The sequence below is a fragment of the Microbispora corallina genome (assembly GCF_016863035.1).
In the GTDB taxonomy this organism is placed as follows: domain Bacteria; phylum Actinomycetota; class Actinomycetes; order Streptosporangiales; family Streptosporangiaceae; genus Microbispora; species Microbispora corallina.
The window spans coordinates 23,829-46,541 of sequence record NZ_BOOC01000053.1 but is presented as its reverse complement, the minus strand read 5'-3'; the positions used below and the strand labels follow the sequence as shown (position 1 = coordinate 46,541).

The 22,713-nt window shown below is 72.0% G+C and carries 25 protein-coding genes and 1 pseudogene; 16 read left to right on the top strand and 10 right to left on the bottom strand.

What is annotated here, in order from left to right:
• Positions 1–188 precede the first annotated feature (188 nt).
• Positions 189–1,292, top strand: a complete 1,104-nt coding sequence (locus Mco01_RS35605; protein ID WP_204061211.1) for a DNA glycosylase AlkZ-like family protein — start codon at positions 189–191, stop codon at positions 1,290–1,292.
• 123 nt (positions 1,293–1,415) lie between these two features.
• On the opposite strand, the gene Mco01_RS35600 is transcribed toward Mco01_RS35605, so the two are convergent.
• From Mco01_RS35600 to pstS, 5 genes are read right to left on the bottom strand one after another with little or no spacing between them, the layout of a single operon-like run.
• Positions 1,416–2,120, bottom strand: coding sequence for a response regulator transcription factor (locus tag Mco01_RS35600; RefSeq protein ID WP_239104164.1), 705 nt, complete (start codon positions 2,118–2,120; stop codon positions 1,416–1,418).
• Between the two features lie 21 nt (positions 2,121–2,141).
• A complete protein-coding gene (gene pstB / locus Mco01_RS35595) occupies positions 2,142–2,918 on the bottom strand; it encodes a phosphate ABC transporter ATP-binding protein PstB (RefSeq protein WP_036331110.1) in 777 nt (258 codons plus the stop codon).
• A gap of 3 nt (positions 2,919–2,921) precedes the next feature.
• The gene (pstA, locus tag Mco01_RS35590) at positions 2,922–3,809 is read right to left on the bottom strand and encodes a phosphate ABC transporter permease PstA (RefSeq protein ID WP_204061210.1); all 888 of its coding nucleotides are present in this window, start codon (positions 3,807–3,809) and stop codon (positions 2,922–2,924) included.
• Entirely contained in the window at positions 3,806–4,786 is a 981-nt protein-coding gene (gene pstC, locus Mco01_RS35585; protein WP_204061209.1) for a phosphate ABC transporter permease subunit PstC, read from the bottom strand. The genes pstA and pstC overlap by 4 nt, the downstream gene beginning before the upstream one ends.
• 5 nt (positions 4,787–4,791) lie before the next feature.
• A complete protein-coding gene (pstS, locus tag Mco01_RS35580) occupies positions 4,792–5,901 on the bottom strand; it encodes a phosphate ABC transporter substrate-binding protein PstS (protein WP_204061208.1) in 1,110 nt (369 codons plus the stop codon).
• A gap of 164 nt (positions 5,902–6,065) precedes the next feature.
• On the opposite strand from pstS, the gene Mco01_RS35575 reads away from it, so the two are divergent.
• A complete protein-coding gene (locus tag Mco01_RS35575) occupies positions 6,066–6,524 on the top strand; it encodes a low molecular weight protein-tyrosine-phosphatase (protein ID WP_239104163.1) in 459 nt (152 codons plus the stop codon).
• Complete coding sequence (locus Mco01_RS35570; protein WP_204061207.1) at positions 6,511–7,305, top strand: fructosamine kinase family protein; 795 nt, start codon at positions 6,511–6,513, stop codon at positions 7,303–7,305. The genes Mco01_RS35575 and Mco01_RS35570 overlap by 14 nt, the downstream gene beginning before the upstream one ends.
• Positions 7,306–7,312: 7 nt before the next feature.
• Here the strand turns inward: Mco01_RS35570 and hisN are convergent, their stop codons facing one another.
• Positions 7,313–8,095: a histidinol-phosphatase gene (gene hisN / locus Mco01_RS35565; RefSeq protein ID WP_372445021.1), complete on the bottom strand. Its 783-nt coding sequence runs from the start codon at positions 8,093–8,095 to the stop codon at positions 7,313–7,315.
• A gap of 83 nt (positions 8,096–8,178) precedes the next feature.
• Here hisN and Mco01_RS35560 point away from each other — a divergent pair, with 83 nt between their 5' ends.
• Positions 8,179–8,616 (top strand): DUF4442 domain-containing protein, encoded by a 438-nt coding sequence (locus Mco01_RS35560; RefSeq protein ID WP_204061205.1) that lies wholly within the window; start codon positions 8,179–8,181, stop codon positions 8,614–8,616.
• Between the two features lie 6 nt (positions 8,617–8,622).
• On the opposite strand, the gene rsgA is transcribed toward Mco01_RS35560, so the two are convergent.
• Both rsgA and aroA read right to left on the bottom strand, forming a co-directional pair.
• On the bottom strand, positions 8,623–9,663 hold the full coding sequence (rsgA, locus tag Mco01_RS35555; RefSeq protein WP_204061217.1) for a ribosome small subunit-dependent GTPase A: 1,041 nt from the start codon (positions 9,661–9,663) through the stop codon (positions 8,623–8,625).
• A gap of 82 nt (positions 9,664–9,745) precedes the next feature.
• Entirely contained in the window at positions 9,746–11,086 is a 1,341-nt protein-coding gene (gene aroA, locus Mco01_RS35550; RefSeq protein ID WP_204061204.1) for a 3-phosphoshikimate 1-carboxyvinyltransferase, read from the bottom strand.
• Positions 11,087–11,173: 87 nt separating this feature from the next.
• On the opposite strand from aroA, the gene Mco01_RS35545 reads away from it, so the two are divergent.
• Both Mco01_RS35545 and Mco01_RS35540 read left to right on the top strand, forming a co-directional pair.
• A complete protein-coding gene (locus tag Mco01_RS35545) occupies positions 11,174–11,926 on the top strand; it encodes an SOS response-associated peptidase (RefSeq protein WP_204061203.1) in 753 nt (250 codons plus the stop codon).
• Positions 11,927–12,061: 135 nt separating this feature from the next.
• Entirely contained in the window at positions 12,062–12,394 is a 333-nt protein-coding gene (locus tag Mco01_RS35540) for a TraR/DksA family transcriptional regulator (protein WP_204061202.1), read from the top strand.
• Between the two features lie 28 nt (positions 12,395–12,422).
• On the opposite strand, the gene Mco01_RS35535 is transcribed toward Mco01_RS35540, so the two are convergent.
• Entirely contained in the window at positions 12,423–13,163 is a 741-nt protein-coding gene (locus Mco01_RS35535) for a class I SAM-dependent methyltransferase (RefSeq protein ID WP_204061201.1), read from the bottom strand.
• Between the two features lie 249 nt (positions 13,164–13,412).
• Between Mco01_RS35535 and Mco01_RS35530 the strand changes: the two genes are divergently transcribed.
• The 7 genes from Mco01_RS35530 to Mco01_RS39480 all read left to right on the top strand — a co-directional run bounded on the left by Mco01_RS35530 (position 13,413) and on the right by Mco01_RS39480 (position 20,010).
• A complete protein-coding gene (locus tag Mco01_RS35530; RefSeq protein ID WP_084370151.1) occupies positions 13,413–14,054 on the top strand; it encodes a sigma-70 family RNA polymerase sigma factor in 642 nt (213 codons plus the stop codon).
• Complete coding sequence (gene rsrA, locus Mco01_RS35525) at positions 14,051–14,317, top strand: mycothiol system anti-sigma-R factor (protein WP_204061200.1); 267 nt, start codon at positions 14,051–14,053, stop codon at positions 14,315–14,317. Before Mco01_RS35530 ends, rsrA begins: the two co-directional genes overlap by 4 nt.
• Before the next feature lie 45 nt (positions 14,318–14,362).
• Positions 14,363–15,277, top strand: a complete 915-nt coding sequence (locus Mco01_RS35520; protein WP_204061199.1) for an NAD-dependent epimerase/dehydratase family protein — start codon at positions 14,363–14,365, stop codon at positions 15,275–15,277.
• A gap of 320 nt (positions 15,278–15,597) precedes the next feature.
• Positions 15,598–16,953, top strand: coding sequence for an HD-GYP domain-containing protein (locus Mco01_RS35515; RefSeq protein WP_204061198.1), 1,356 nt, complete (start codon positions 15,598–15,600; stop codon positions 16,951–16,953).
• A 77-nt stretch (positions 16,954–17,030) separates the two neighbouring features.
• Positions 17,031–18,245, top strand: coding sequence for an HD-GYP domain-containing protein (locus Mco01_RS35510; RefSeq protein WP_204061216.1), 1,215 nt, complete (start codon positions 17,031–17,033; stop codon positions 18,243–18,245).
• A gap of 178 nt (positions 18,246–18,423) precedes the next feature.
• A complete protein-coding gene (locus tag Mco01_RS35505) occupies positions 18,424–19,761 on the top strand; it encodes an acetyl-CoA carboxylase biotin carboxylase subunit (protein WP_239104162.1) in 1,338 nt (445 codons plus the stop codon).
• 36 nt (positions 19,762–19,797) lie between these two features.
• On the top strand, positions 19,798–20,010 hold the full coding sequence (locus tag Mco01_RS39480) for a biotin/lipoyl-binding carrier protein (protein WP_036331136.1): 213 nt from the start codon (positions 19,798–19,800) through the stop codon (positions 20,008–20,010).
• A gap of 125 nt (positions 20,011–20,135) precedes the next feature.
• Here Mco01_RS39480 and Mco01_RS35500 read toward each other — a convergent pair whose 3' ends face one another.
• Complete coding sequence (locus Mco01_RS35500; RefSeq protein WP_239104161.1) at positions 20,136–20,513, bottom strand: thioesterase family protein; 378 nt, start codon at positions 20,511–20,513, stop codon at positions 20,136–20,138.
• 168 nt (positions 20,514–20,681) lie between these two features.
• On the opposite strand from Mco01_RS35500, the pseudogene bsaP reads away from it, so the two are divergent.
• From bsaP to Mco01_RS35495, 3 genes and pseudogenes are all read left to right on the top strand, one after another.
• Positions 20,682–20,789, top strand: a pseudogene (bsaP, locus tag Mco01_RS40550) (biotin synthase auxiliary protein BsaP); the annotation flags it as partial.
• A gap of 18 nt (positions 20,790–20,807) precedes the next feature.
• Positions 20,808–20,864, top strand: a complete 57-nt coding sequence (locus Mco01_RS40545) for a hypothetical protein (protein WP_504739638.1) — start codon at positions 20,808–20,810, stop codon at positions 20,862–20,864.
• A 149-nt stretch (positions 20,865–21,013) separates the two neighbouring features.
• Positions 21,014–22,696 carry a serine/threonine-protein kinase gene (locus Mco01_RS35495; RefSeq protein ID WP_204061197.1) on the top strand — a complete coding sequence of 561 codons (1,683 nt, stop codon included), beginning with the start codon at positions 21,014–21,016 and terminating at the stop codon, positions 22,694–22,696.
• Positions 22,697–22,713: the final 17 nt, after the last annotated feature.

Genomic DNA, 22,713 nt, shown 5'->3' with positions numbered 1-22,713 from the left:
CGAACACCGCGCCGCCACCGGCGCAACGAACACCCGCTCGCACAACGAACACCGCACCGCCACCGGCACAACGAACACGCGTCCGTACACCCGCCAGACCTGGCCGCGGACGCGACACGGCACGACGCGGCTCAACATACGACCGGGCACCGTTTTCGAACGGATGAGCGGTCGCCTACCCTCGGGGGGTGACCGTCCATGAGCTATCCCGTACCGAGGCGCGCCGGATCGCTGTGCGCGCGCAGTTGCTCGACAGCTCGCGACCGGCGGCGCTGCTCGACGTGGTGCGTCATCTGACACTGTTGCAGCTCGACCCGACCGCGGCCGTCGCGCCGAATGTGGATCTGGTGGCGTGGAGCCGGCTCGGATCCTCGTACAGGCCGGCGGATCTGACGACGGCGCTGGAGAAGCGGGAGCTGATCGAGTTCAAAGCGCTGATCCGGCCCGCGGAGGATATGGCGCTGTACCGCGGCCAGATGGCCGAGTGGCCGGGGGCCGGCACCCTGACCGGGTGGCAGGAACATCGACGGGACTGGGTGCGCGCCAACGAGGCGTGCCGCCTGGACATTCTCGAACGGCTCGGGGCGTCAGGGCCGTTGCCGTCGCGGGAGCTGCCGGATACCTGTGCGGTGCCGTGGACGTCGACTGGGTGGACGAACGACCGCAATGTGACGCAGTTGCTGGAGTTCATGGCGCTGCGGGGTGAGGTCGCCATCGCCGGCCGCAGTGGCCGTGAGCGGTTGTGGGACCTGGCGGAGCGGGTCTATCCCGACGACCCGGTGGTCCCGGTCGGCGAGGCGCTGCGCATCCGGAACGAGCGAAGGCTCCGCTCGCTGGGCATCGCCCGCGCCCGGACGCAGGAGCTGCCTGTCGAGCCTGCGGACGTGGGCGATGCCGGGGAGCCGGCGGTCGTCGAGGGAGTCAAGGGCACGTGGCGCGTCGATCCGTCACAGCTGGGCCTGCCGTTCGAGGGCCGGGCGGCGTTGCTGTCGCCGTTCGACCGGCTGGTCCATGACCGCAGGCGCGCGGTCGAGCTCTTCGAGTTCGACTACCAGCTGGAGATGTACAAGCCCGCGGCGAAGCGCCGGTGGGGGTACTTCGCGCTGCCGATCCTGTACGGCGACCGGCTGGTGGGGAAGCTCGACGCGAGGGCGGACCGTAAGGCTGGGGTGCTGCGGGTCGAGGAGATTCACGAGGATGTGCCCTTCACCGCGGTGATGACGGAGGAGATCGGCCGCGAGATCGACGACCTCGCCTGGTGGCTCGGCCTGGAGGTCCTCCGGACCCGCTGACGCTCCTCCTGACGCCGCCGACCGTGGACACCCGCCGACCGTGGACACCCGCCGGCCGAACGCGCCCGCTGACTGTGGACGCCCGCCCCGTCCGGCCGAATCAGCGATCCCCGGTCCCGGTGGTCAGCCGGAGATGAGGCGGTACCCGACCCCGCGAACCGTCTGGATCACCGTGTCGTCGAGGTCGCCGAGCCTGGCCCGCAGCCGCTTCACGTGGACCGCGATGGTGTTCGTCGACATGCCGTCGCTCGAGTGCCACACGTTCCGCATGATCTGCTCGCGCGTGACGGTCCTGTCCGCGTTGCGCATCAGGTAGTGCAGCAGCTCGAACTCGCGCAGCGGCAGGTGGACGACGCGCCCGCCGACCTTCACCTGGTACGCCGTGACGTCGAGCTCGACGTCGCCGATGGTCAGCACGGTGCGGTTCGCGTCCTGCCGGCGGAAGGCGGCCTGGACCAGGGGCAGCAGCTCCGGCACCCGGTACGGCCGGGCGACGCAGGCGGTCGCCCCCGCCTCCAGGGCCTGCAGGGCCTGCTCGGCATCACTCCCGAAATCAATGCCGAGCAGCACCGGCACGGTTCGTGCGAGCCGTACGGCGCGGACGAAGTCGACGGGGCCGACGATCGGCAGGGACGCGCTGATCAGCACGGCGTCGGGCCGGAGCGCTCCGGCCTGGAGCAGCGCCTGGGCGCCGTCCGGGACGCCGGTCACGTCGACCCCTTCGGCCTGCAGAGCGGCCGAGAGTTGCCGTACGAGACCGGCGTCCGGATCGGCCACCAGGAGCATGGGCGCCGACCGAGTGTCCCCCTCCACTGCGGGTGCCGTCACCCGTGTCCTCCAATGCGCGTGTCAGCCGAAGCGCCCTGTGATGTAGTCCTCGGTCGCCTTCTCGGCAGGATTGGTGAAGATCTTCGAGGTCTCGTCCATCTCGACGAGCTTGCCGGGCTGACCCTGGGCCGCCAGGTTGAAGAACGCGGTCTTGTCGCTGACCCGGGCGGCCTGCTGCATGTTGTGAGTCACGATGACGATCGTGTACTCCTGCTTCAGCTTGGAGATCAGGTCCTCGATCGCCAGCGTGGAGATGGGGTCGAGCGCCGAGCAGGGCTCGTCCATCAGCAGGACCTGCGGCTGTACGGCGATGGCCCGCGCGATGCACAGGCGCTGCTGCTGACCACCGGAGAGGCCGGCGCCGGGCTTGCCGAGCCGGTCCTTGACCTCGTTCCAGAGGTTGGCGCCCTTGAGCGAGTCCTCGACGACGCCCTCCAGCTCCGACCGGCTGAAGCGGCCGTTGAGCCGGAGCCCGGCCGCCACGTTGTCGAAGATCGACATCGTGGGGAACGGGTTGGGCCGCTGGAACACCATGCCGATGGTCCGGCGGACCGACACGGGGTCGACGTCCTGGCCGTAGAGGTCCTGGTCCTCGAGCCGTACCTTGCCCTCGACGCGGGCGCCGGGGATGACCTCGTGCATGCGGTTGAGCGTGCGCAGGAACGTGGACTTGCCGCAGCCGGAGGGCCCGATGAACGCGGTGACCGAGCGAGGCTCGATCGTCATCGAGATGCCCTCGATGGCCTTGTGCGAGCCGTAGTAGGCGTCGAGCTCGGAGACCTCGATCTGCTTGGCCATTGTCTAGGACCCCCTCTTGGCGGGCGAACGCCACCACGCGATGAGGCGCGCCACCAGGTTGAGCAGCATGACGATCAGGATCAGCGTGAGGGCGCCGGTCCAGGCGCGGTCGATGGCGGTGTTCGTCGGGCGCTGCGCCTGATCGAAGACGTACAGAGGCAGACCCATCTGCGGCCCGTCGAACGGGTCGGTGTTGATGGAGTCCGTGATGAAGACGGTGAGGAGCAGCGGCGCGGTCTCGCCGGCCACGCGGGCGACGGCGAGCATGACGCCGGTGACGATGCCGGTGAACGCGGTGGGCAGCACGACCTTGACGATGGTGCGCCACTTGGGCACGCCCAGCGCGTACGACGCCTCGCGCAGCTCGTGCGGGACGAGGCGCAGCATCTCCTCCGCGGACCGGACGACCACCGGCATCATCAGGATCGACAGCGCCAGCGCACCGGCGAAGCCGGAGTACGTCATGCCGAGGATGAGGATCCAGAACGCCAGGATGAACAGGCCGGAAACGACGGAGGGGACGCCGGTCATGACGTCCACGAAGAAGCTGATGATCCGCGACAGGCGGCCGCCGTTGCCGTACTCGACGAGGTAGACGGCGGTGAGCAGGCCGATCGGCACGGCGATGAGCGAGGCGAGCAGCACCTGCTCCAGGGTGCCGACGATGGCGTGGTAGGCGCCGCCGCCGGGGTCCGTCGCCCCGATGTTCCGCATCGAGTGGGTGAGGAACGTCAGGTCGAACCGCTTGAGACCGTTGCCGACGACGAGCCACAGCACGGACAGCAGCGGGATGACGGCCAGGGCGAACGACAGGTAGACGAGCACCTGGACGAATCTGTCCTTGGCTCGCCTGGCGGCGGAGATGGAGTGGATTCCGGTCTGTACGGTCACGCGGCGGCCCTCGCGTACTCCTTGCGGCGGGCGATGACGAAGCGGGCGCCCATGTTCACCAGCAGGGTGATGAGGAACAGGACGAGACCCGAGGCGATCAGCGCGCCGGTGCCGATGGGGGTCGCCTCGCCGAAGCCGTTGGCGATGTTGGCCGCGATGCTGTTGCCGTTCGGGCTGAGGATGCGCAGGGTGATGTTGAACGTCGCCGGGAAGATGAGGGCGACCGCGATGGTCTCGCCCATCGCGCGGCCGAGGCCCAGCATCGCGGCGCTGATGACGCCGGGCCGGCCGAACGGCAGCACCGACATCCGGATCATCTCCCAGCGGGTCGCGCCGAGCGCCAGCGCGGCCTCCTCCTGCATCTTGGGGGCCTGCAGGAAGACCTCACGGGAGATCGCGGCGATGATCGGGAGGATCATGATCGCGAGTACGAGCGACGCGGTGAGCATGTTCCTGCCCACCACCTGGTCGCCGCCGAACAGCGGGATCCAGCCGAAGTACTCGTTCAGGAACGACGAGGGCCCCAGCATGAACGGCACCAGGAACGTGACGCCCCACAGGCCGTACACCACGCTGGGGACGGCGGCGAGCAGGTCGACCACGTAACCCAGGACCGAGGCGAGCCGGCGGGGCGCGTAGTGGGAGATGAACAGCGCGACGCCCACGGCCACGGGGGTGGCGATGACGAGCGCGAGGAGCGAGCTCACCACCGTTCCGAACGCGAGGGCCCCGATGCCGAACACCGGCTTCGCGGAGTTCGGCTGCCAGGTCAGCTCGGTCAGGAAGTGGGAGGTGTTCGCCTGGAGGGCGGGGACGGCCCTGACGACCAGGAAGACCCCGATCGCGGCCATCAGCGCCAGCAGGAAGACGCCGGCCGCGATCGAGACGAAGCGGAAGGGCGCGTCACCGCGGCTGCGCCGGAAGGCGGACCGGCGCACGGCCGGTCCGCTCTTCCTGCTGTGGAGTGATGTCGCCATCTGGATTAGGAGATGGCCTCGACGGCGGTGCGGACCTTGGTGAGGAGGCTGGCCGGCAGCGGGGCGTAGCCGAGGGTGGTCAGCGCCTGCTGGCCCTCGTCGCTGGCGGTGTAGGTCAGGAACGACTTCACCAGCTTCGAGTCGTCGGCCGACAGGCCCTTCTCACAGGTGATCTCGTAGGTCACCAGGACGATCGGGTAGGCGCCCGCGGCCTGGGTGGCGTAGTCGATCTTCAGCTTGAGGTCGTTGCCGGTGCCGACGACCTGGGCGGCCTCGACGGTCTTGGCGGCGCTGTCCGGGGTGAGCTCGACGAACTCGCCGGAGCCGTTGGCGACCTTGGCCTTCTGGAGCTGCGAGTTCTCGGCGAAGGACAGCTCGACGTAGCTGACCGCGCCCTCGGTGCTCTTGATCGCCGAGGCGATGCCGTCGGAGCCCTTGGCGCCCTGGCCCTGGGCCTCGGCCGGCCACGCCTTGGCCGGCTCGTACGGCCACTCGGCGGTCGCCTTGAGGAAGTTGGTGAAGTTGGCGCTGGTGCCCGACTCGTCCGAGCGGTGGAACGCCTGGATCGCGGTCGAGGGCAGCTTGGCGTTGGGGTTGTCCGCCTTGATGGCCGGGTCGTCCCACTTGGTGATCTTGCTGTTGAAGATGCCGCCGATGGTCTTCGGCGACAGCTGGAGGCCGTCCACGCCCGGCAGGTTGTAGACGACGGCGACGGGCCCGGTGACCATGGGCAGGTCGATCGCCTTGCCGGTCTTGCAGCGGGCGTCGGCCTGGGCGGGCTCGCCCTTGGCGTCGTCGAGGGCGGAGTCGGAGCCGGCGAAGGCCACGGTGCCCTGGATGAAGGACTGGACGCCGGCGCCGGAGCCGCTCGGCTGGTAGTTGACGCTGACGCCGGGGTTCTGCGACTGGAAGTTCTTCTTCCACTCCGCGATGGCGTTCGCCTGGGCCGACGAACCGGCGGCGTTGATGGTGCCCTTCAGGCCGCTGTCGTCTCCCTGGGCGGCGGCGGTCGAGGTGCTGTTCCCCGGGTCGTTGTTGTTGTCGGTCCCGCATGCGGCGAGCGACAGCACGCCGGCGATGGCGGCAACGGCGGCGAGCCGGCCTGCATACTTCACGGTTGTTCCTCCCCTATGTCACTTCAACAGCAGGGACAGTAAGGAGCAAAGGTGACCTCAAACCCTGGTAAAGGTGAACGAGTGGTGAACGGCCACGGTCACTCTCGTTGGGGCGTGAGACAGATAACGGCCAGGTCACGACGCTTATGGGGGAGGATTGGTTCATGAAGCGCGTATGTCTGGTCTGCATGGGGAACATCTGCCGGTCACCGATGGCCGAGATCGTTCTGCGCCGTACGCTGGCCGATCGCGGCCTTGACGTCGAGGTCGACAGCGCGGGCACCGGCGGGTGGCACGCGGGGGAGCCGATGGACGAGCGGGCGCTGGCGACGCTGACCGAGCACGGCTACGACGGCTCGGCTCACCGGGCGCGGCGGTTCGAGCCGGAGTGGTTCGCCGAGCGCGACCTGATCCTCGTGATGGACCGGGAGAACCTGCGCGCCGTCCGCCGCATCGCGCCCCCCGACGCGGACGTGCGGCTGTTCCGGTCCTTCGACCCGGCCGCGCCGGAGGGCGCCGAGGTCCCCGACCCCTACTACGGTGGGCGGCAGGGCTTCCTCGACGTTCTCCGCATGGTGGAGGCCGCCGCGGAGGGATTGGCGAAACACCTTGAGGATCACTAGGGACCTCGGCCGCAGCCACGCCTGGAGCCTGCACGAGGCCGTGCTCGACGACGGCCGCAGAGTGTTCGTGAAGCAGGGCGCCGACTTCGCGGCGGAGGCGGCCGGGCTGCGCTGGCTCGCCGAGCCCGGGGCCGTCGCCGTCCCGGAGGTCGTCGAGGCGGACGGCGACCGGCTGGTGCTGGAGTGGATCGACCCGGGGAGCGCCGCCGCGGACGCCGCCGAGCGGTTCGGGCGCGAGCTGGCCGCCCTGCACGCCGCCGGGGCGAAGGAGTTCGGGGCGCCGTGGCCGGGGACGATCGCCGAGCTGCCGATGGACAACGCCCCCGCGCCCGATTGGGCGTCGTTCTACGTCTCCCGCCGGGTGCTGCCGTTCGTCCGGCTCGCCCGCGACCGCGGCGCGCTGTCGCCCGGCGACGTCGCCCTGGTCGAGGAGGCGTGCGCGTACGCGCCGGAGGTCGCGGGGCCGCCTGAGCCGGCGAGCCGAATCCACGGGGACCTGTGGAGCGGCAACCTGCTGTGGTCGGGCGGCCGCGTGGTGCTGGTCGACCCGGCCGCGCACGGCGGCCACCGGGAGACCGACCTCGCGATGCTCGCGCTGTTCGGCGCGCCGCACCTGAACACGATCCTCGGGGCCTACCGGGAGGCGGCGCCGCTCGCCGACGGCTGGCGCGGGCGGGTCCCGCTGCACCAGCTGCACCCGCTCGCCGTCCACGTCTGCCTGTACGGCGAGGCCTACCGGGGCAGTCTCCTCACCGCGGCCTCCGAGGTCCTCGCGCTCTGAGGGCCGTTCAGGGGCGGGCCAGGTGCTTGAGCACCTCGCCGTGGAGCAGGCCGTTCGTGCAGACGATGCTGCCGCCGTCGAGGGGCGGCGTGCCGTCGAGCGCGGTGCAGGCGCCCCCCGCCTCCTCGACGATGACGGTGAGGGCGGCCATGTCCCAGGGGGACAGCTCGGGCTCGGCGGAGATGTCGACGGCGCCCTCGGCCACCAGAACGTGGGACCAGAAGTCGCCGTAGCCGCGGCTGCGCCAGACCGCCCGGGTGAGGTCGACGAAGCCGTCGAGCCGGTCGCCCTTCTCCCACTCCTCCAGGTCGGAGTACGACAGGGACGCGTCGCCGAGCCGGCCGACGGACGACACCTGGCAGCGGCTGGCCTTGGTCAGGCTGCGGCCGGTCCAGGCGCCGCCCTCCTTCGCGGCCCACCAGCGGCGTCCGAGCGCGGGAGCCGACACGACGCCGACGACCACCTTGCCGCGTTCCATGAGGGCGATCAGCGTCGCCCAGACGGGGACGCCGCGGACGTAGTTCTTGGTGCCGTCGATGGGGTCGACGATCCAGGACCGCATCCCGTACCCGGTCATGCCGTACTCCTCGCCCATGATCGCGTCGCGGGGGCGGGCGCGGCGCAGGGTGCCGCGGATGGCCTCCTCGACGGCCCGGTCGGCGTCGCTCACCGGGGTGAGATCGGGCTTGGTGTCGACCTTCAGGTCCACGGCCTTGAACCGGCGCATCGTGATGTCGTCGGCGGCGTCCGCCATCACGTGAGCGAGCCGCAGATCGTCGCTGTATCCCATCACAGGCCCCAAGGTATCGCGCCGGGCCCCTCCGGCATCAGGCCCGGATCGCCCGCGACCGTACCGATCGGTAACATCCGGGCATGGACATCGGCGCCTTCATGCTCGGCAGCGTGCCCTTCGCGCGGCTGCTCGGGATCTCGTTCGACTCAATCGACTCCGGTACGGCCGTCGCGCGCATGCCCGACCGGGAGGACCTGCACAACCACGTGGGCGGACCGCACGCCGGGGCTCTGTTCTCGCTGGCCGAGTCGGCCTCCGGGGCGGCCATGCTGTCGGCGCTCGGCGACCAGCTCTCCCGGGCCGTGCCGCTCGCGACCGAGGCCCGCATCCGCTACGTCAAGCTGGCCAGGGGCGAGGTGACGGCCGAGGCGGTCCTGCGGGGCGAGCGCGCCGCGATCGTCGCGGAGCTCGACGAGGGGAGGCGTCCCGAGTTCGAGGTGGAGGTCGCGGTGCGCGACTCCGCCGGCGTCGTCGTCTCGGAGGTCGTCGTCTCCTGGACCCTGCGGCCCATCCGCTGAGCCGGGTCAGTCGTCGTCGGACCCCTCGCGGCTGGTCAGCAGCCGCCGCAGCGACTCCAGCCGCGCGGGGTCGGCGTGCCCCTCGGCCACGAATCGGTCGAGGGCGCAGTCGTCGCCCAGATGTGTGCAGCCCTTCGGGCAGGCGACCGCGGCCTCGTTGAGGTCGGGGAAGGCCACGAGCACGTTCTCCACCGCCACGTGGCCCAGTCCGAAGCTGCGCACCCCCGGCGTGTCGATGATCCAGCCGCCCTCGGGCAGCCTCAGCGCCACGGCCGAGGTCGAGGTGTGCCTGCCCCGGCCCGTCACCGCGTTGACGTGCGACACCGCCCGCCCCGCGTTGGGCACGAGGGCGTTCACCAGGGTCGACTTGCCGACCCCGGAATGGCCGACCAGGACGCTGATCCGGCCGGTCAGGCGCTCGCGCAGCTCGTCCAGCGGGCCGCCCTTGCTCACCACGAGGTACGGCACCCCGAGCGGCGCGTAGAAGGCGACCAGCTCGTCCGCCGGCGCGAGGTCCGACTTGGTGAGGCACAGCAGCGACTCGATGTCGGCGTCGAAGGCCGCGACCAGCAGGCGGTCGATCATCCGGGGCCGCGGCGGGGGATCGGCGAGCGCGGTGACGATGACGAGCTGGTGCGCGTTGGCGACGACCGGCCGCTCGACCTCGTCGTTGTCGTCCGCGCTGCGCCGCAGCATCGAGGTGCGCTCCTCGACCCGCACGATCCGCGCCAGCGTGTCGGGCTGTCCGGACACGTCGCCGACGAGCGCCACCCGGTCGCCGACCACGATGCCCTTGCGGCCCAGCTCGCGCGCCTTCATGGCGACGACGAGGACCGGCTCGGCGTCCCGCCCGCGCCGGCCGCCGCCTCCCGACGACGGCAGGGCCACCTCGTCGCGCCCCACCAGGCAGGTGTACCGGCCGCGGTCGACGGCGACGACGAACCCCTCGACCGCCTCACTGTGGGCAGGGCGGATCCGCGTCCGGGGCCGGGACCCCTTGCCCGGTCTGACCCTGACGTCGTCCTCGTCGTACTGCCGCTTTCTCAGTGCCCGCGCCCCGATCGTCTCGCGCGGCCGCCCGCGCGCGCCCGCGCGCGGATCGCCGTCGGGTCCACCGGGCGGCCGTCCGTCACCCGGTGCTGCCCAGCATCTCGGCCCACATGCGGGGGAACTCCGGCAGGGTCTTGCCCGTGGTCGCGATGTCCTCCACCTCGACGCCCGGCACGACGAGGCCGATGACGGCGCCCGCGGTGGCCATCCGGTGGTCGGCGTAGCTGTGGAACACCCCGCCCGACAGAGGCCGCGGACGGATCACGAGGCCGTCGTCGGTCTCGGAGGCGTCCCCGCCCAGACGGTTGATCTCGGTGGCCAGCGCCGTGATGCGGTCGGTCTCGTGCCCCCGGATGTGCGCGACGCCGCTGATCCGCGACGGCCCGTCGGCCAGCGCGGCGAGCGCCGCGACGGTCGGGGTCAGCTCGCTGACGTCGCGCAGGTCGGCCTCGATGCCGCGCACCCGGCCGGCGCCCGTCACCCGCAGCCCTTCGGGCACCCGGGTGACCGACGCTCCCATCTCGGCGAGCAGGTGGCGCAGCTGGTCGCCGCCCTGCGTCGTCTCCTCGGGCCAGTCGGGGACGACGACCGTCCCCCCGGTGACGAGCGCGGCCGCCAGGAAGGGGGCGGCGTTGGACAGGTCGGGCTCGACCGTGACGTCCCGGGCCCGGATCGTCCCCGGCTGCACCCGCCACACGTCGGCCTCGGAGTCGTCGACCTCGACCCCGGCCTGGCGGAGCATGTGCACGGTCATCTCGATGTGCGGCATCGACGGCACGGGCGGCCCGCTGTGCCGTACGGTCACGCCCTTCTCGAAGCGCGCGGCCGCGAGCAGGAGACCGGAGATCATCTGCGAGGAGACCGAGGCGTCGAGCTCCACCTCGCCGCCGGCGACCGGGCCGCGGATCGTGAACGGCAGCGCGTCGTTGTCGACCGACGCGCCGAGCGCGCGCAGCGCGCCCAGGATCGGGCCCATCGGCCGCTTGCGCGCGTGGGCGTCGCCGTCGAAGGACACCGGCCCGTCGGCGAGCGCGGCGACCGGCGGCACGAACCGCATGACCGTGCCGGCGAGGCCGACGTCGACCGACGCGCCGCCCCTGACCGGGTGGGGCGTGACCGCCCAGTCCACCCCGGACGGCGTCTCGTTCGAGGGCGCCATCTCCGCGCCGAGCGCGCGCAGGGCGGAGGCCATGAGGTCGGCGTCGCGGCTGCGCAGGGCCAGCCGTACGGCGCCGGGGGCGTCGGCCAGCGCGGCGAGCAGCAGCGCGCGGTTGGTCACCGACTTCGATCCCGGCAGCCGGACGGTCGCGCGGACCGGTCCGGGCGCGACCGGCGCGGGCCAGTGCGCGACGCCGGCGGAACCGTCTGCGTGGGCGTCACGGGGCTCGGCGCCGCCGGACGCGGACTGCGGAGAGGCCATGCCCGCAAGCTTATCGGCAGCCCCTTCCCGGAGGGCGTCCCGATCGCGGGGGCGCGCGGGCCGCGGGGAAATGGCAGTCTTGAGGACATGTGCGGGAGGTACGCGTCAGCGCGCAAGAAGCAGGAGTTGCTGGAGGAGTTCGAGGTGGAGCTGGACGGCGTCCCCGACTCCGAGCTCCGGCCCGACTACAACGTCGCCCCCACCAAGAACGTCTACGCCGTGATGTGCCGCGTCCCGAAGAACGAGGACGGGAAGGCGGCCGGCAGGCCGGTGCGGCAACTGCGCACGGTGCGGTGGGGCCTGGTGCCGAGCTGGGCCAAGGACCCGTCCGTGGGCTCACGCATGATCAACGCGCGGGTGGAGACGGTCGGCGAGAAGCCGGCCTACCGCCGGGCGTTCGCGTCGCGTCGCTGCCTGCTGCCCGCCGACGGCTACTACGAGTGGATGACGCTGGAGTCCAGGAAGAAGCAGCCCTACTTCATCCACCCGGCCGACGGCGGCGTGCTCGCGATGGCCGGGCTGTACGAGTTCTGGAAGGACCCGACCCGCGACGACGACGACCCGCTCAAGTGGTTGTGCACGTGCACGGTCATCACCACCACGGCCGAGGACAAGCTGGGCCGCATCCACGACCGCATGCCGATGATGATCGAGCGCGACCACTGGGCCGAGTGGCTCGACCCCCGGGTCTCCGACCCCGCGCGGCTCCTGGTGCCCGCCGGACCGGACCGCCTCGCGGTCTACCCCGTGTCCACCACGGTGAACGACGTGCGCAACAACGGCCCCGAACTGATCGAGCCGATCGAGGACGAGGGAGAGGCCGCGGCGTCCTCCTCGTGAAAGTCCAATGGTGTAAGTAGGTCGCGAAGTGGGCATCCGGTGAACAAAGCGGTTCACGCCCCGTGAACGGCTGCTGACCTGCCAGGAGGCCGGGGCTCCTCGGCGGGTGCCCCCCACTCCCGGAGGTGCGGATTCGTGGACGACGCGACCGCGCGTATGCGCCTGGAAACCATGCTCCATGAGCTCGACCGGTCCATCGGCGTGCTCCGGGGGGATCCGGTCGCCCTTCAGGACAGGTCCGCCGCGGACGCGGGCGCCGATCTCACCGACGCCGACAGGACCCAGGCGATGATCGACGCCGCGAAGCGGCAGCGGACGGCCGTGCTCGCGGCGCTCAAACGGCTCGACGACGGGGGCTACGGCCAGTGCGTCGACTGTGGCAGGCCGGTCCCGGAGGGCAGGCTGGAGGCCCGCCCCGAGGCGGCCCGCTGCGTGCAGTGCCAGGCACGCGTGGAGCGGCGCAGGTAGAGGTGCGGCGGGGCCGCCGCGACGGCGTTCACACCGGCTTGCGCACGCCGGCCACGAGGTGGATGCCCACCGTGTCGTCGCCGTCGGCCCGCGTCTCCAGCTCGGTCCGCACGAGCCACGACAGCGACCGGCTCTCCGAGCTGAGCACGTGGTCGACGGTGGAGGGGGACAGGACGGTCCGGGGGCGGATCCAGTCCACCTCCAGCCCGGCGCCGGTGACCAGCTCGCGCACCTGCTGGCTGGTGAAGCACCGCGTGATGCTGCCGTCCGGCCAGGGGATGAGCATGACCTCGCCGGTCTGGCACAGGTGCGCCCAGTAGTTCTGCTCGGCCAGGATCGCCATCCCGAGGACCAGCGAGTCGACGCACAGCAGTGCCCGGCCGCCCGGCTTCAGCACGCGGGCCACGTCGTCGATCACCGACTCGGCCATGATCTCCACGGACAGCGCGCGTTCCTCGGCGATGACGCCGTCCACCGAGCCGTCCGGCAGGAACCCGAGGTCGTCGGCGCGCACCTTCTGGATGCGGTCGGAGGCGTCGCGCAGCCAGGGGTCGGCCGGCCGGCGGAAGTCCATGACCTCGATCACCCGGTGCCCGGCGCGGGCCGCCTGCGCCGGCCAGCGCCCGCGCCCGCCCGACAGGTCCAGCAGGAGGGACGGGCGCCTGGGGAGCCACTGGCGCAACTGCTCGGCGACGACCGCGTGGTAGAAGGTCCAGTACGGCCCGAGCGTGCCCGAGCCGTTGAGTTCGTTGGCCGGAATGGGCAGCACGAGCGGCTCCTGGACTCTGGCTATCTCGGAAGATCGCATGAGATAGCGAAAACACGGTTTCCGGGCTACCAGCCGGTGCATGGTTTTTTCCCCGCGCAGGGTCGTTCGTCACCTGAAACTGCACCGGGAACAGACTCTACGCCCGCCCTGTTGCAGATGTGCGTGAAGACGTTGGTGCTGCCAGAAGCCCTCGACGGGTTCGCTGCCCCCGGCCCGGTATCCTCGGCTGGGTACGGCGTTCCGAAGGGGGTGGGTCCGGTCTCCAAGACAGTCGAGGAGACTCTGGAGCAGCGCAGCGAGCGGTTCGAGCGCGACGTCATGCCGTATCTCGACCAGCTCTACTCGGCCGCGCTCCGGATGACCCGTAACGCAGCCGACGCGGAGGACCTCCTGCAGGAGACCTTCGCCAAGGCTTTCGCGTCGTTCCACCAGTTCCAGGCGGGAACGAACCTGAAGGCCTGGCTCTACCGCATCCTCACCAACACCTTCATCAACAGCTACCGGAAGAAGCAGCGGGAGCCCAAGCAGGCCGGTACCGAGGAGATCGAGGACTGGCAGCTCGCACGGGCCGAGTCGCACACCTCGAGCGGGCTGAAGTCCGCCGAGATCGAGGCGCTCGAGCACCTTCCCGACAGCGACGTGAAGGATGCGCTCGCCGCTCTTCCGGAGGAGTTCCGCATCGCCGTCTACCTGGCCGACGTGGAGGGCTTCCCGTACAAGGAGATCGCCGAGATCATGGGCACTCCGATCGGGACCGTCATGTCGCGCCTCCACAGGGGACGCCGGCAGCTGCGGAACCAACTCCAGGACTACGCACGCGACCGCGGACTCGTGCGGCCGGACTCCCGCGGCGGAGGCCTCGACGAGTCGCCCGGTGAGGAGGGGTCATGAGCTGCGGGAGACACCACGACACGCCGTGTAGCGAGGTCCTGGACCGCGTCTACACCTATCTGGACGGCGAGCTCGACAGCGGCCGGTGCGCGGAGATCCGCAAGCACCTCGACGAGTGCGGGCCCTGTCTCGAGGAGTACGGCCTTGAGGAGGCCGTCAAGCGGCTCGTGGCCAAGCACTGCGGCTGCGACCCGATTCCTGAGGACCTCCGGGCCCGCGTCCTGTTCCGCATCGAACAGGTCCGCGCCGAGCTGACCGAGTAGCCGCCCCACTAGGATCTGCCCTTACATCGCTGGGAAGGGCGGGACATGCGGGTACTGGTCACGGGTGGAGCGGGTTTCATCGGGTCGAACCTGGTCGACCGTCTGCTGGCGGACGGCCACGAGGTCGCCGTGGTGGACGACCTGTCGTCGGGTCACAACCGCAACGACGGCGCCGCCCTGCACGTGATGGACGTCCGGGACCCCGCGCTCGCCGGCCTCGCCGAGCGGTGGCGCCCCGAGGCGATCTGCCACCTCGCGGCCCAGATCAGCGTCCGAAGGAGCGTCGCCGACCCCCTGGCGGACGCCCGCACGAACGTCGAGGGCACCGTCAACGTCCTGGAGGCCGCCCGCCGGGCCGGCGCCCGCAAGGTCGTCTACGCCTCCTCCGTCGCCGTCTACGGCAGGCCGGCCGTCATCCCGGTCCCCGGCGACGCCGCCACCGACCCCCGCTCGCCGTACGCCGCCTCGAAGCTGGCCGGCGAGCTGTACCTCGCCACCTACCGGGCGCTGCACGGCCTCGAGTACACGACGCTCGTGCTGTCGAACGTCTACGGGCCGCGTCAGTCGCCCGAGGGCGAGGCCGGAGTGGTCGCCATCTTCACCGACGCCCTGCTGACCGGCCGCCCGACCGTCGTGTACGGCGAGGGCGCGCAGACCCGCGACTACATCTTCGTGGAGGACGTGGTCGACGCCTTCGCCCGCGCCTGCGGCCCCGGCGGAGACGGCCGCCGGTTCAACCTCGGCACCGGGGTCCAGACGACCGACCGCGAACTCCACTCGCTCGTCGCGGCCGCCGCCGGCGCCCGCGACGAGCCCCGCTCCGAGTCGCCCCGGCTCGGCGACCTGCCGGCCATGGCCGTCGACCCCGCCCCCGCGCTGGAGGGGCTCGGCTGGCGCCCCCGCACCGATCTCGCGTCCGGCCTGAAGGCCACCGTGGAGTGGGCGCGGGAGGCCCGCTGACGCGTCCCGGCATCCCCCGGCAAACCAGTGCAATTGCACGCGCTGTGATGGCTTGATTACGGTTTGGCCGCGAAGGCGCGACACACCTGACCGGCGATGCGGCCTTCTGTAGCCTGAAGGGCGAATCGACGTGGAGGCGGCGCAATGCTCGGGAAGACCGTCGTCAGGCTGCTGGTGGCGCTGACGCTGCTCACTCCGGTGATCGCCCTCGGGGGCGTGCTCGCCGGTACGCCGGGGATCTCCTGGACCTAGGTCATGTCCGTGGGCCCGCCGGGCGCCGGCGGGTCCGCGGTTCTCCTTCCTCACCCAAGGTGGCCGCTTTGCGGGAACTGCCGTGGCCTGCCAAGGTCTACTTCGTCGCACTCGTGGGGACCGCCGGTCTCCTGCTCGCGCGCGGCACCCTCATGCCGCCCGCCCTCACCGGCGTCGACTGGTCCACGCTGCTGGTGCTCGCCCTCCTCTTCCTGCTCTGCGAGTCGGTCCCGACCCTGCTGAACGTCCCGCAGGTCGCGGTCTCGGTCAGCTACTCCGCCGCCCTGGCGGCCGTCGTGCTGGTGGGGCCCGAGGGGGCCGCGCTCGTCGGCCTGACCGCCGTGTTCAGCGTCCGCCCCGGGCTCCCGCTCGTGAAGCGCCTGTTCAACGGCGGCCAGTACGCCATCTGCGGCTACGCCGCGGGCTGGGCCTACGAGCGGGCGGGCGGCACGCTCGGCCTGCCGCACGTGTCCGACTTCCCCGGCATCCTCGTGCCGTACGCGGCCGCCACGGCGGCGTTCGTGGCCATCAACTTCGTGCTGACCGCCATCATGCTGAACCTCGCCGCGGTCGTCGGCAGGGACCAGGTGTCGCTGCGCTCGGTGGCGCAGTTCCTCGCGTCGTACGTCGGTTACGCGATCTTCGGCCTGCTGATCGCCGCGCTGTGGTCCACGGTGGAGTCGATCTCGACGGTGCTCGTGCTGCTGCCGCTGTTCGTGGCCCGGTGGGCGCTCGGCCACTACCACGCCGAGCAGCGGTCGTACGACGCGACGATCGCGGCGCTCTGCCAGGCGGTGGAGACGAAGGACTACTACACGCGCGGCCACTGCACGCGGGTCTCGGCCGCCTCGTCCATGATCGGTGAGGAGATCGGCATGGGCACCGAGCGCCTGCGGGCCATCCGGTACGCCGGCATGCTGCACGACGTGGGCAAGCTCGGCGTGCCCACCAAGGTCCTGCAGAAGGAGGGCAGGCTCACCGAGGAGGAGTACGCCGCGATCCAGCTGCACCCGATGCGCGGCCTGGAGATCGTGCGCGGGATCGACTTCCTCGACGAGGCGTACGCCGGGATCATGCACCACCACGAGCGGCACGACGGCAAGGGCTACCCGATGGGCCTGGCCGGCCCGGAGATCCCGGAGTTCGCGCGGATCATCGCGGTGGCCGACGCCTTCGACTCGATGACCTCCGACCGGTCGTACCGGAAGGCGAAGACGATCGAGTTCGCGGTGGCGGAGCTGCAGAAGAACGCCGGGACGCAGTTCGACCCGCTCATGGTGAGCGCGTTCGTCAAGGCGCTCGGCCGGGACGGCTGGCACCCGCCGGAGACCGTGCCCGTCCCGCCCGGCGACCTGCCGGTCGAGACGACGATGAAGGACCACGACGACCCGACGGCCCCGATCCAGGTGGTGTCCGAGCGGTGAGGGAACGCCGGCTGGCCGCCGTGCGGCCGTCCCAGGGCCTCGACTCGGGCCAGCTCCTGCTGATCTGCGCCGCCGGCATGCTCACGGTCGCGGCCATCTCGCACACGGCCGCCGTGGGCCTCGAGGCGCCGCGCGTGGCGGTCGGCTTCGGCGCGCTCATCGCGGCCGGGGAGCTCGCCCGGCTGACCATGCCGGGCAACCGCGAGGTCGCCCCGGTGTCCACGGCCGCCGCGCTGGGATACGCGCTGCTGCTCGACGTCGGGGGCGCCGAGGCCAGACACTCGGCGCTCCAGGTCGTCGCCGTGATGGCGGTCGGGATGATCGCGGGCGGCCTGCCGCACGTCGCGGTCGGGCGCCCGCCGCGTCTCGACGCCATGGCCCGGCGGCTGCTCGCCGGGTCGCTGCTCGCCTTCGCGTACCGGCCGTTCGCGCACAGCCTGTTCGAGAGCGCCCGCGACCGGCCGGGGGAGCACGGCGACTGGTGGCTCGCCCTGGGCGTGATGGCCGTGCTCGTCACGGTCATGCTGACGGCGGACGTCGTCATCGCGGCCATGCTGCGGGCCGAGCAGGTCAGGACCGCGTTCGGTGTCGCGTTGCGGGACGAGATCCGGATGGGCGCGCCCCTCGGCGCGGCCGTCGCGGCCTCCGGCATGCTGCTCGCGCTCGCCTCGCACAGCATGGACATGACCGCGCTGCCGGCGTTCGCCGCGCCGCTGCTGGTCACGCAGGTGGCCTTCCGCAAGTACGCGGGGATCCGGGCGACCTACCTGCAGACCGTCCGGGCGCTGAGCAGGGTCACCGAGGTCGGCGGCTACGTCGAGCCCGGCCACTCCCGCCGGGTCAGCCAGCTCTCCCTCGCCATCGGGCGGGAGCTCGGCATGTCGGAGCCCCAGTTGCTGGAGCTGGAGTACGCGGCGCTCATGCACGACATCGGCCAGCTCTCCCTGCGCGACCCGATCCCCGGCGGGGCCACCGTGCTCGCCGACCCCGCCCAGGCCCGCCGCATCGCCGAGCTGGGGGCCGAGGTGATCCGCAAGACCGGGGTCCTCCACGCCGTCGCCGAGATCGTCCGGCGGCAGTGCGACACGGTCGCCGAGGGTCCCCCCGCCGCCAGCAGGATCATCAAGGCCGCCAACGCGTACGACGACCTGATCAGCGGGTCGACCGACCGGGACAGGGCCGCCGCGGCGCTGGAACGGCTCCGGCTGGCCGGCGGCACCGAGTACGACCCGGCGGTCGTCGAGGCGATGGCCCGCGTCGTCGACCGGCTCGTGCTCGTGACCCGCCTGTGAGCGCCCCCCGTCACACCGGCGACACGGATGTCACGCACTTGTAGCAGACGTCGCACCGGACGGCCTTCAACGGCACGCCGGACGCCGCGATGTTGTGGCGACCCTACAGATTCGCCCTTCGTGTTCAGTCGGAAACGGGCGGGGGGCCGGGCCGGGGGATCACCCTAGAGTTGGCTGCGTGCTCGACTCAGTTCTCGTCGCCAACCGCGGGGAAATCGCCCGCCGCGTCATCCGCACGGTCAAGGGCATGGGGCTGCGCGCCGTCGCCGTCCATTCCGAGGCGGACGCCGACCTGCCGTTCGTGACCGAGGCCGACGACGCCGTCCTGCTCGGCCCGGCCGCCCCCGCCCAGAGCTACCTCGACACCGCCAAGGTCATCGAGGCCGCCCGGGCCACCGGCGCGCGGGCGATCCACCCCGGGTACGGCTTCCTGTCGGAGAACGCGGCGTTCGCCCGCGCGGTCGTCGACGCCGGCCTCGTCTGGATCGGCCCCGACCCCGGCGCGATCGAGCGGATGGGCGACAAGATCAACGCGCGCAACCTGATGGAGGAGGCCGGGGTCCCGGTCGCCGCCGGCACCAGGGAGCCGGTGTCCGACCTCGACGCCGCCGCGCGCGCCGCACGGGAGATCGGCTACCCCGTCATGGTCAAGGCGGCCGGAGGCGGCGGCGGCATCGGCATGGGGGTCGCCCGCGACGACGCCTCGCTCGCCAAGGCGTTCGAGCAGGCGTCCCGCGCGGCCGCCCGCTTCGGCGGCTCGGGCGCCGGGCCGGCCATCCTGCTGGAGCGGTACATCGAGCGGGCACGCCACGTCGAGGTGCAGATCCTCGGCCTGGCCGACGGCACGGTCGTGGCGCTGGGCGAGCGCGACTGCTCGGTCCAGCGGCGGCACCAGAAGGTCGTCGAGGAGAGCCCGTCCCCCGGCCTCACCCCTGAGCTGCGCGAGCGCATGCTGGCCGCGGCCGTGCGGGCGGGGGAGGCGGTGGCCTACCGCGGTGCCGGCACCGTCGAGTGCCTGGTCGACGCCGACGCGCAGGACTTCGTGTTCCTGGAGATGAACACCCGCCTCCAGGTGGAGCACCCCGTCAGCGAGCTGGTCACCGGGCTCGACCTCGTGGAGCACCAGATCCGCGTCGCCGCCGGGGAGGTGTACGGCCTGGAGGTCCGGCCGCGCGGCCACGCCATCGAGTTCCGGGTGTACGCCGAGGACCCGAAGCGGTTCCTGCCCGGCCCCGGCAAGATCGACGTGTGGGAGGAGCCGTCCGGCGAGGGGATCCGCGTCGACTCCGGCTACACGGCGGGCAACACGGTCACGCCGTTCTACGACCCGCTCATGGCCAAGCTCTGCGTGTACGGAGAGACGCGGGAGGAGGCCCTGGCCCGCGGGCGGGAGGCGGTCGCCGCGTTCCGCGTGGAGGGGCCCAAGAACAACCTGCCGTTCTGCGCCGAACTGCTGGACCACCCCGACTTCGTGAGCGGGGACTACGACACCGGGCTCGTCTCCCGTATGAGATGAGCCCGACCTGCTGGACCTATAGATGGGAGTTCCGCGGTGCCCGAGGTACGCGCCGAGATGGTGGCGAACGTGTGGAAGATCGTCGTGGCGGAGGGTGACGCCGTCGAGGAGGGCGACACGCTCGTCATCCTCGAGTCGATGAAGATGGAGATCCCCGTCATCGCCGAGGACGCCGGCAGGGTGGCCCAGCTCAAGGTGGCGGAGGGCGACGTCGTCCAGGAGGGCGACCTCATCGCCGTCATCGAGTAGCGCGGCCGATCCCGGACGCCGCTCACCCCCGGCGCCGGTGTGGCGGTGCCGGGCGGTGTCCGGGCAGGGCCGAGGGGCGGTCTCCGGGCTGGGCAGGGCCGAGGGGCGATCACCCGGGCGCGGCGTCAGAGACGGGACAGGAAGCGCTCCCGGTCGACGACCACGCGCTCGATTGTGCCGGTGGCGACGACGGCTCCCGTCTTGTCCACGGCCGTCACGGAGAACACCAGCCGCCTGCCGTCCACCTCGGTCAGCTCGGTGACGATCTCGACGTGCATGCCCACCGGGCTCGGCCGCAGATGGTCGAGCTGGATCTTCGTGCCCACGGTGGTCTGGCCGGGCTCCAGATGGTGCTGCACCGCCTTGACCGTCGTCGCCTCGGCGAAGGCCAGCAGGCGCGGTGTGCCGAGGACCGGGACGTCCCCGCTGCCCACCCGGATGGCGGTGTCCCCCCGCTCGACCATGATCAGGACCTCGGCGCGCAGGCCGGGAGCGAGACTCATGCGCGCCAGCCTATTGGCTCGCCCCCGCGAGGCTTGCCGGCTCGCCCGTCCGCGGCTTTCCCGCTCGCCGGTCCATGGTTCGCCGGCTCATCCGTCCGCGGCCCGCGGGGACGGCCAGGGGCCGTTTTCACGGGTTCCGCGGGCGCGCACCGGCTAGGGTGATGCATTGTGGACCTCTACTGCGATCACTGCGGCCTGCCGGCCGACGACGGTGATCACGCGGCCTGCCGCGCCGCCAGGACGATGGAGCCGCCGCGGTACTGTCCGAGCTGCCGTCGCCGCATGGTCGTCCAGGTGACCCCGCGGAGCTGGTCGGCCACCTGCTCTCAGCACGGCACTACGGACGGGTAACAGATAGGCTCGACATCCGACCCCCAAGAGCTGGGGGAGCGCGCTCCCCTTCAGGCTTTCGTGACCCTGTCGTTATCTTCCCGCGACACAAACCTGCTTTCTTGGGACACCTTCGGGGGTTGGAGTGACTTAGGGGGTACGGGGCGCATATGGTGGCGCGAGGGACGACCCTGGCTGGGCGCTACCAGCTGGACGCCCGGCTCGGCGCCGGGGGAATGGGCGAGGTGTGGCGGGGTGAGGACACGGTCCTCGCGCGCACCGTCGCCGTCAAGGTGCTGCTCCCCGGCCGTCTCGACGACCCGGGCTTCGCCGTCCGCTTCCAGGGGGAGGCGCGGGCGATGGCGACCATCAACCACCCCGGCGTGGTCGACGTGTACGACTACGGCGTCACCGACGTCCCCGGCGACGGGCCCACCGCCTACCTCGTCATGCGGTTCGTCGACGGGGAGCCGCTCGACCGCCTGCTGGCGCGGCTCGGCCGCATCGGCCCCGAGCCCGCGATGGAGCTCATCGCCCAGGCGGCCTCGGCGCTCCAGGCCGTGCACGACCGGGGGATCGTGCACCGCGACATCAAGCCGGGCAACCTGCTCGTCCGCCCGGACGGCACGCTCGTCCTGACCGACTTCGGCATCGCCCGGGCCGACGCCAACAGCCGCCTCACCGACGCGGGCATGGTCCTCGGCACGGCGGCCTACTGCGCGCCGGAGCAGGCCGAGGGAGCCCCGGTCACCCCCGCCGTCGACATCTACGCCCTCGGCGTCGTGGCCTACGAGTGCCTCGCCGGGCATCGGCCGTTCGACGGCGACACCCCGGTGACGATCGCGCTCAAGCACATCCGCGAGGAGCCGCCGCCCCTGCCGGCCGACGTGCCGCCCGCGGTCCGAGCGGTCGTCGAGCGGGCCATGTCGAAGAACCCGGCGCGCCGCTGGCCGTCCGCCGCCGCCATGCACCAGGCCGCCCGTCAGTCGATCCTCCCCGCCGGGGCGTCCCCCGACACCGGCACCTCCGCGGCGTACGGGCGGGCGGGGATGGCGGCCGCGCTCGACCTGGGCGCGCGGGCCGAGCAGGCGTTCTCCGAGCCCTATCCGGAGCAGGCCTACCTGCCGACCGCCGGCGACGCGGGTCCCCCGGCCACCGGTCACACCTACCGGGTCACGAGGGACGCCTGGAATGACGGCACGGGCCTCCAGGCCCCCACGGTGGCCACCCCGCCGCAGCCCGGCTCCCGTACGGCGCGCAGGGCGGCGGCCGCCCGCCCGCGCAGGCGACGCGGCGGGGCGATCGCGGCCGGGGTCGCGGGTGTCGCCGTCGTGGCGGGACTCGCCGTGGCGGGCATCAACATGGCGTCCGCGGGGTCGGGGGTCACGCCCACCACCCCCGCGCCGCCGCTGTCCGTGGGCGATCCCGAGTCGCCGAGTCCCACCGTGACGAAGCCCACCCCGCGGGTGAGCAGGGCGATCACGCCCAGCCTGCCCGTGCACGTCTCGCGCAGCCCGAGCCGCAAGCCGAGCCCCTCGCCGAGTCCGTCGCCCAGCCGCTCCCCGTCGCCCTCGCCCTCGCCGAGCGACACGACGGGCCAGGTGAAGGTTCCGCTGGTCACCGGACTGACCGAGAACGCGGCGGTCGCGCGGCTGGCCAAGCTCGGGTTCAAGCCCGCGGTCAGCCGCCCGGGCACGGGTGAGTGCCTCGGCCCGGTCTCCGCGCAGTCCCCGGCCGCCGGCACGCTCAAGCCGGACGGCTCGGTGGTGCGGATCACGGTCCCGAGGAAGGTCTGCTCGTCGCCGTCGCCCAGTCCCTCGCCCTCGCCGTCCGGGAGCCCCGCCGCCGGCTGAGGCGGCGCGGGCCCCTC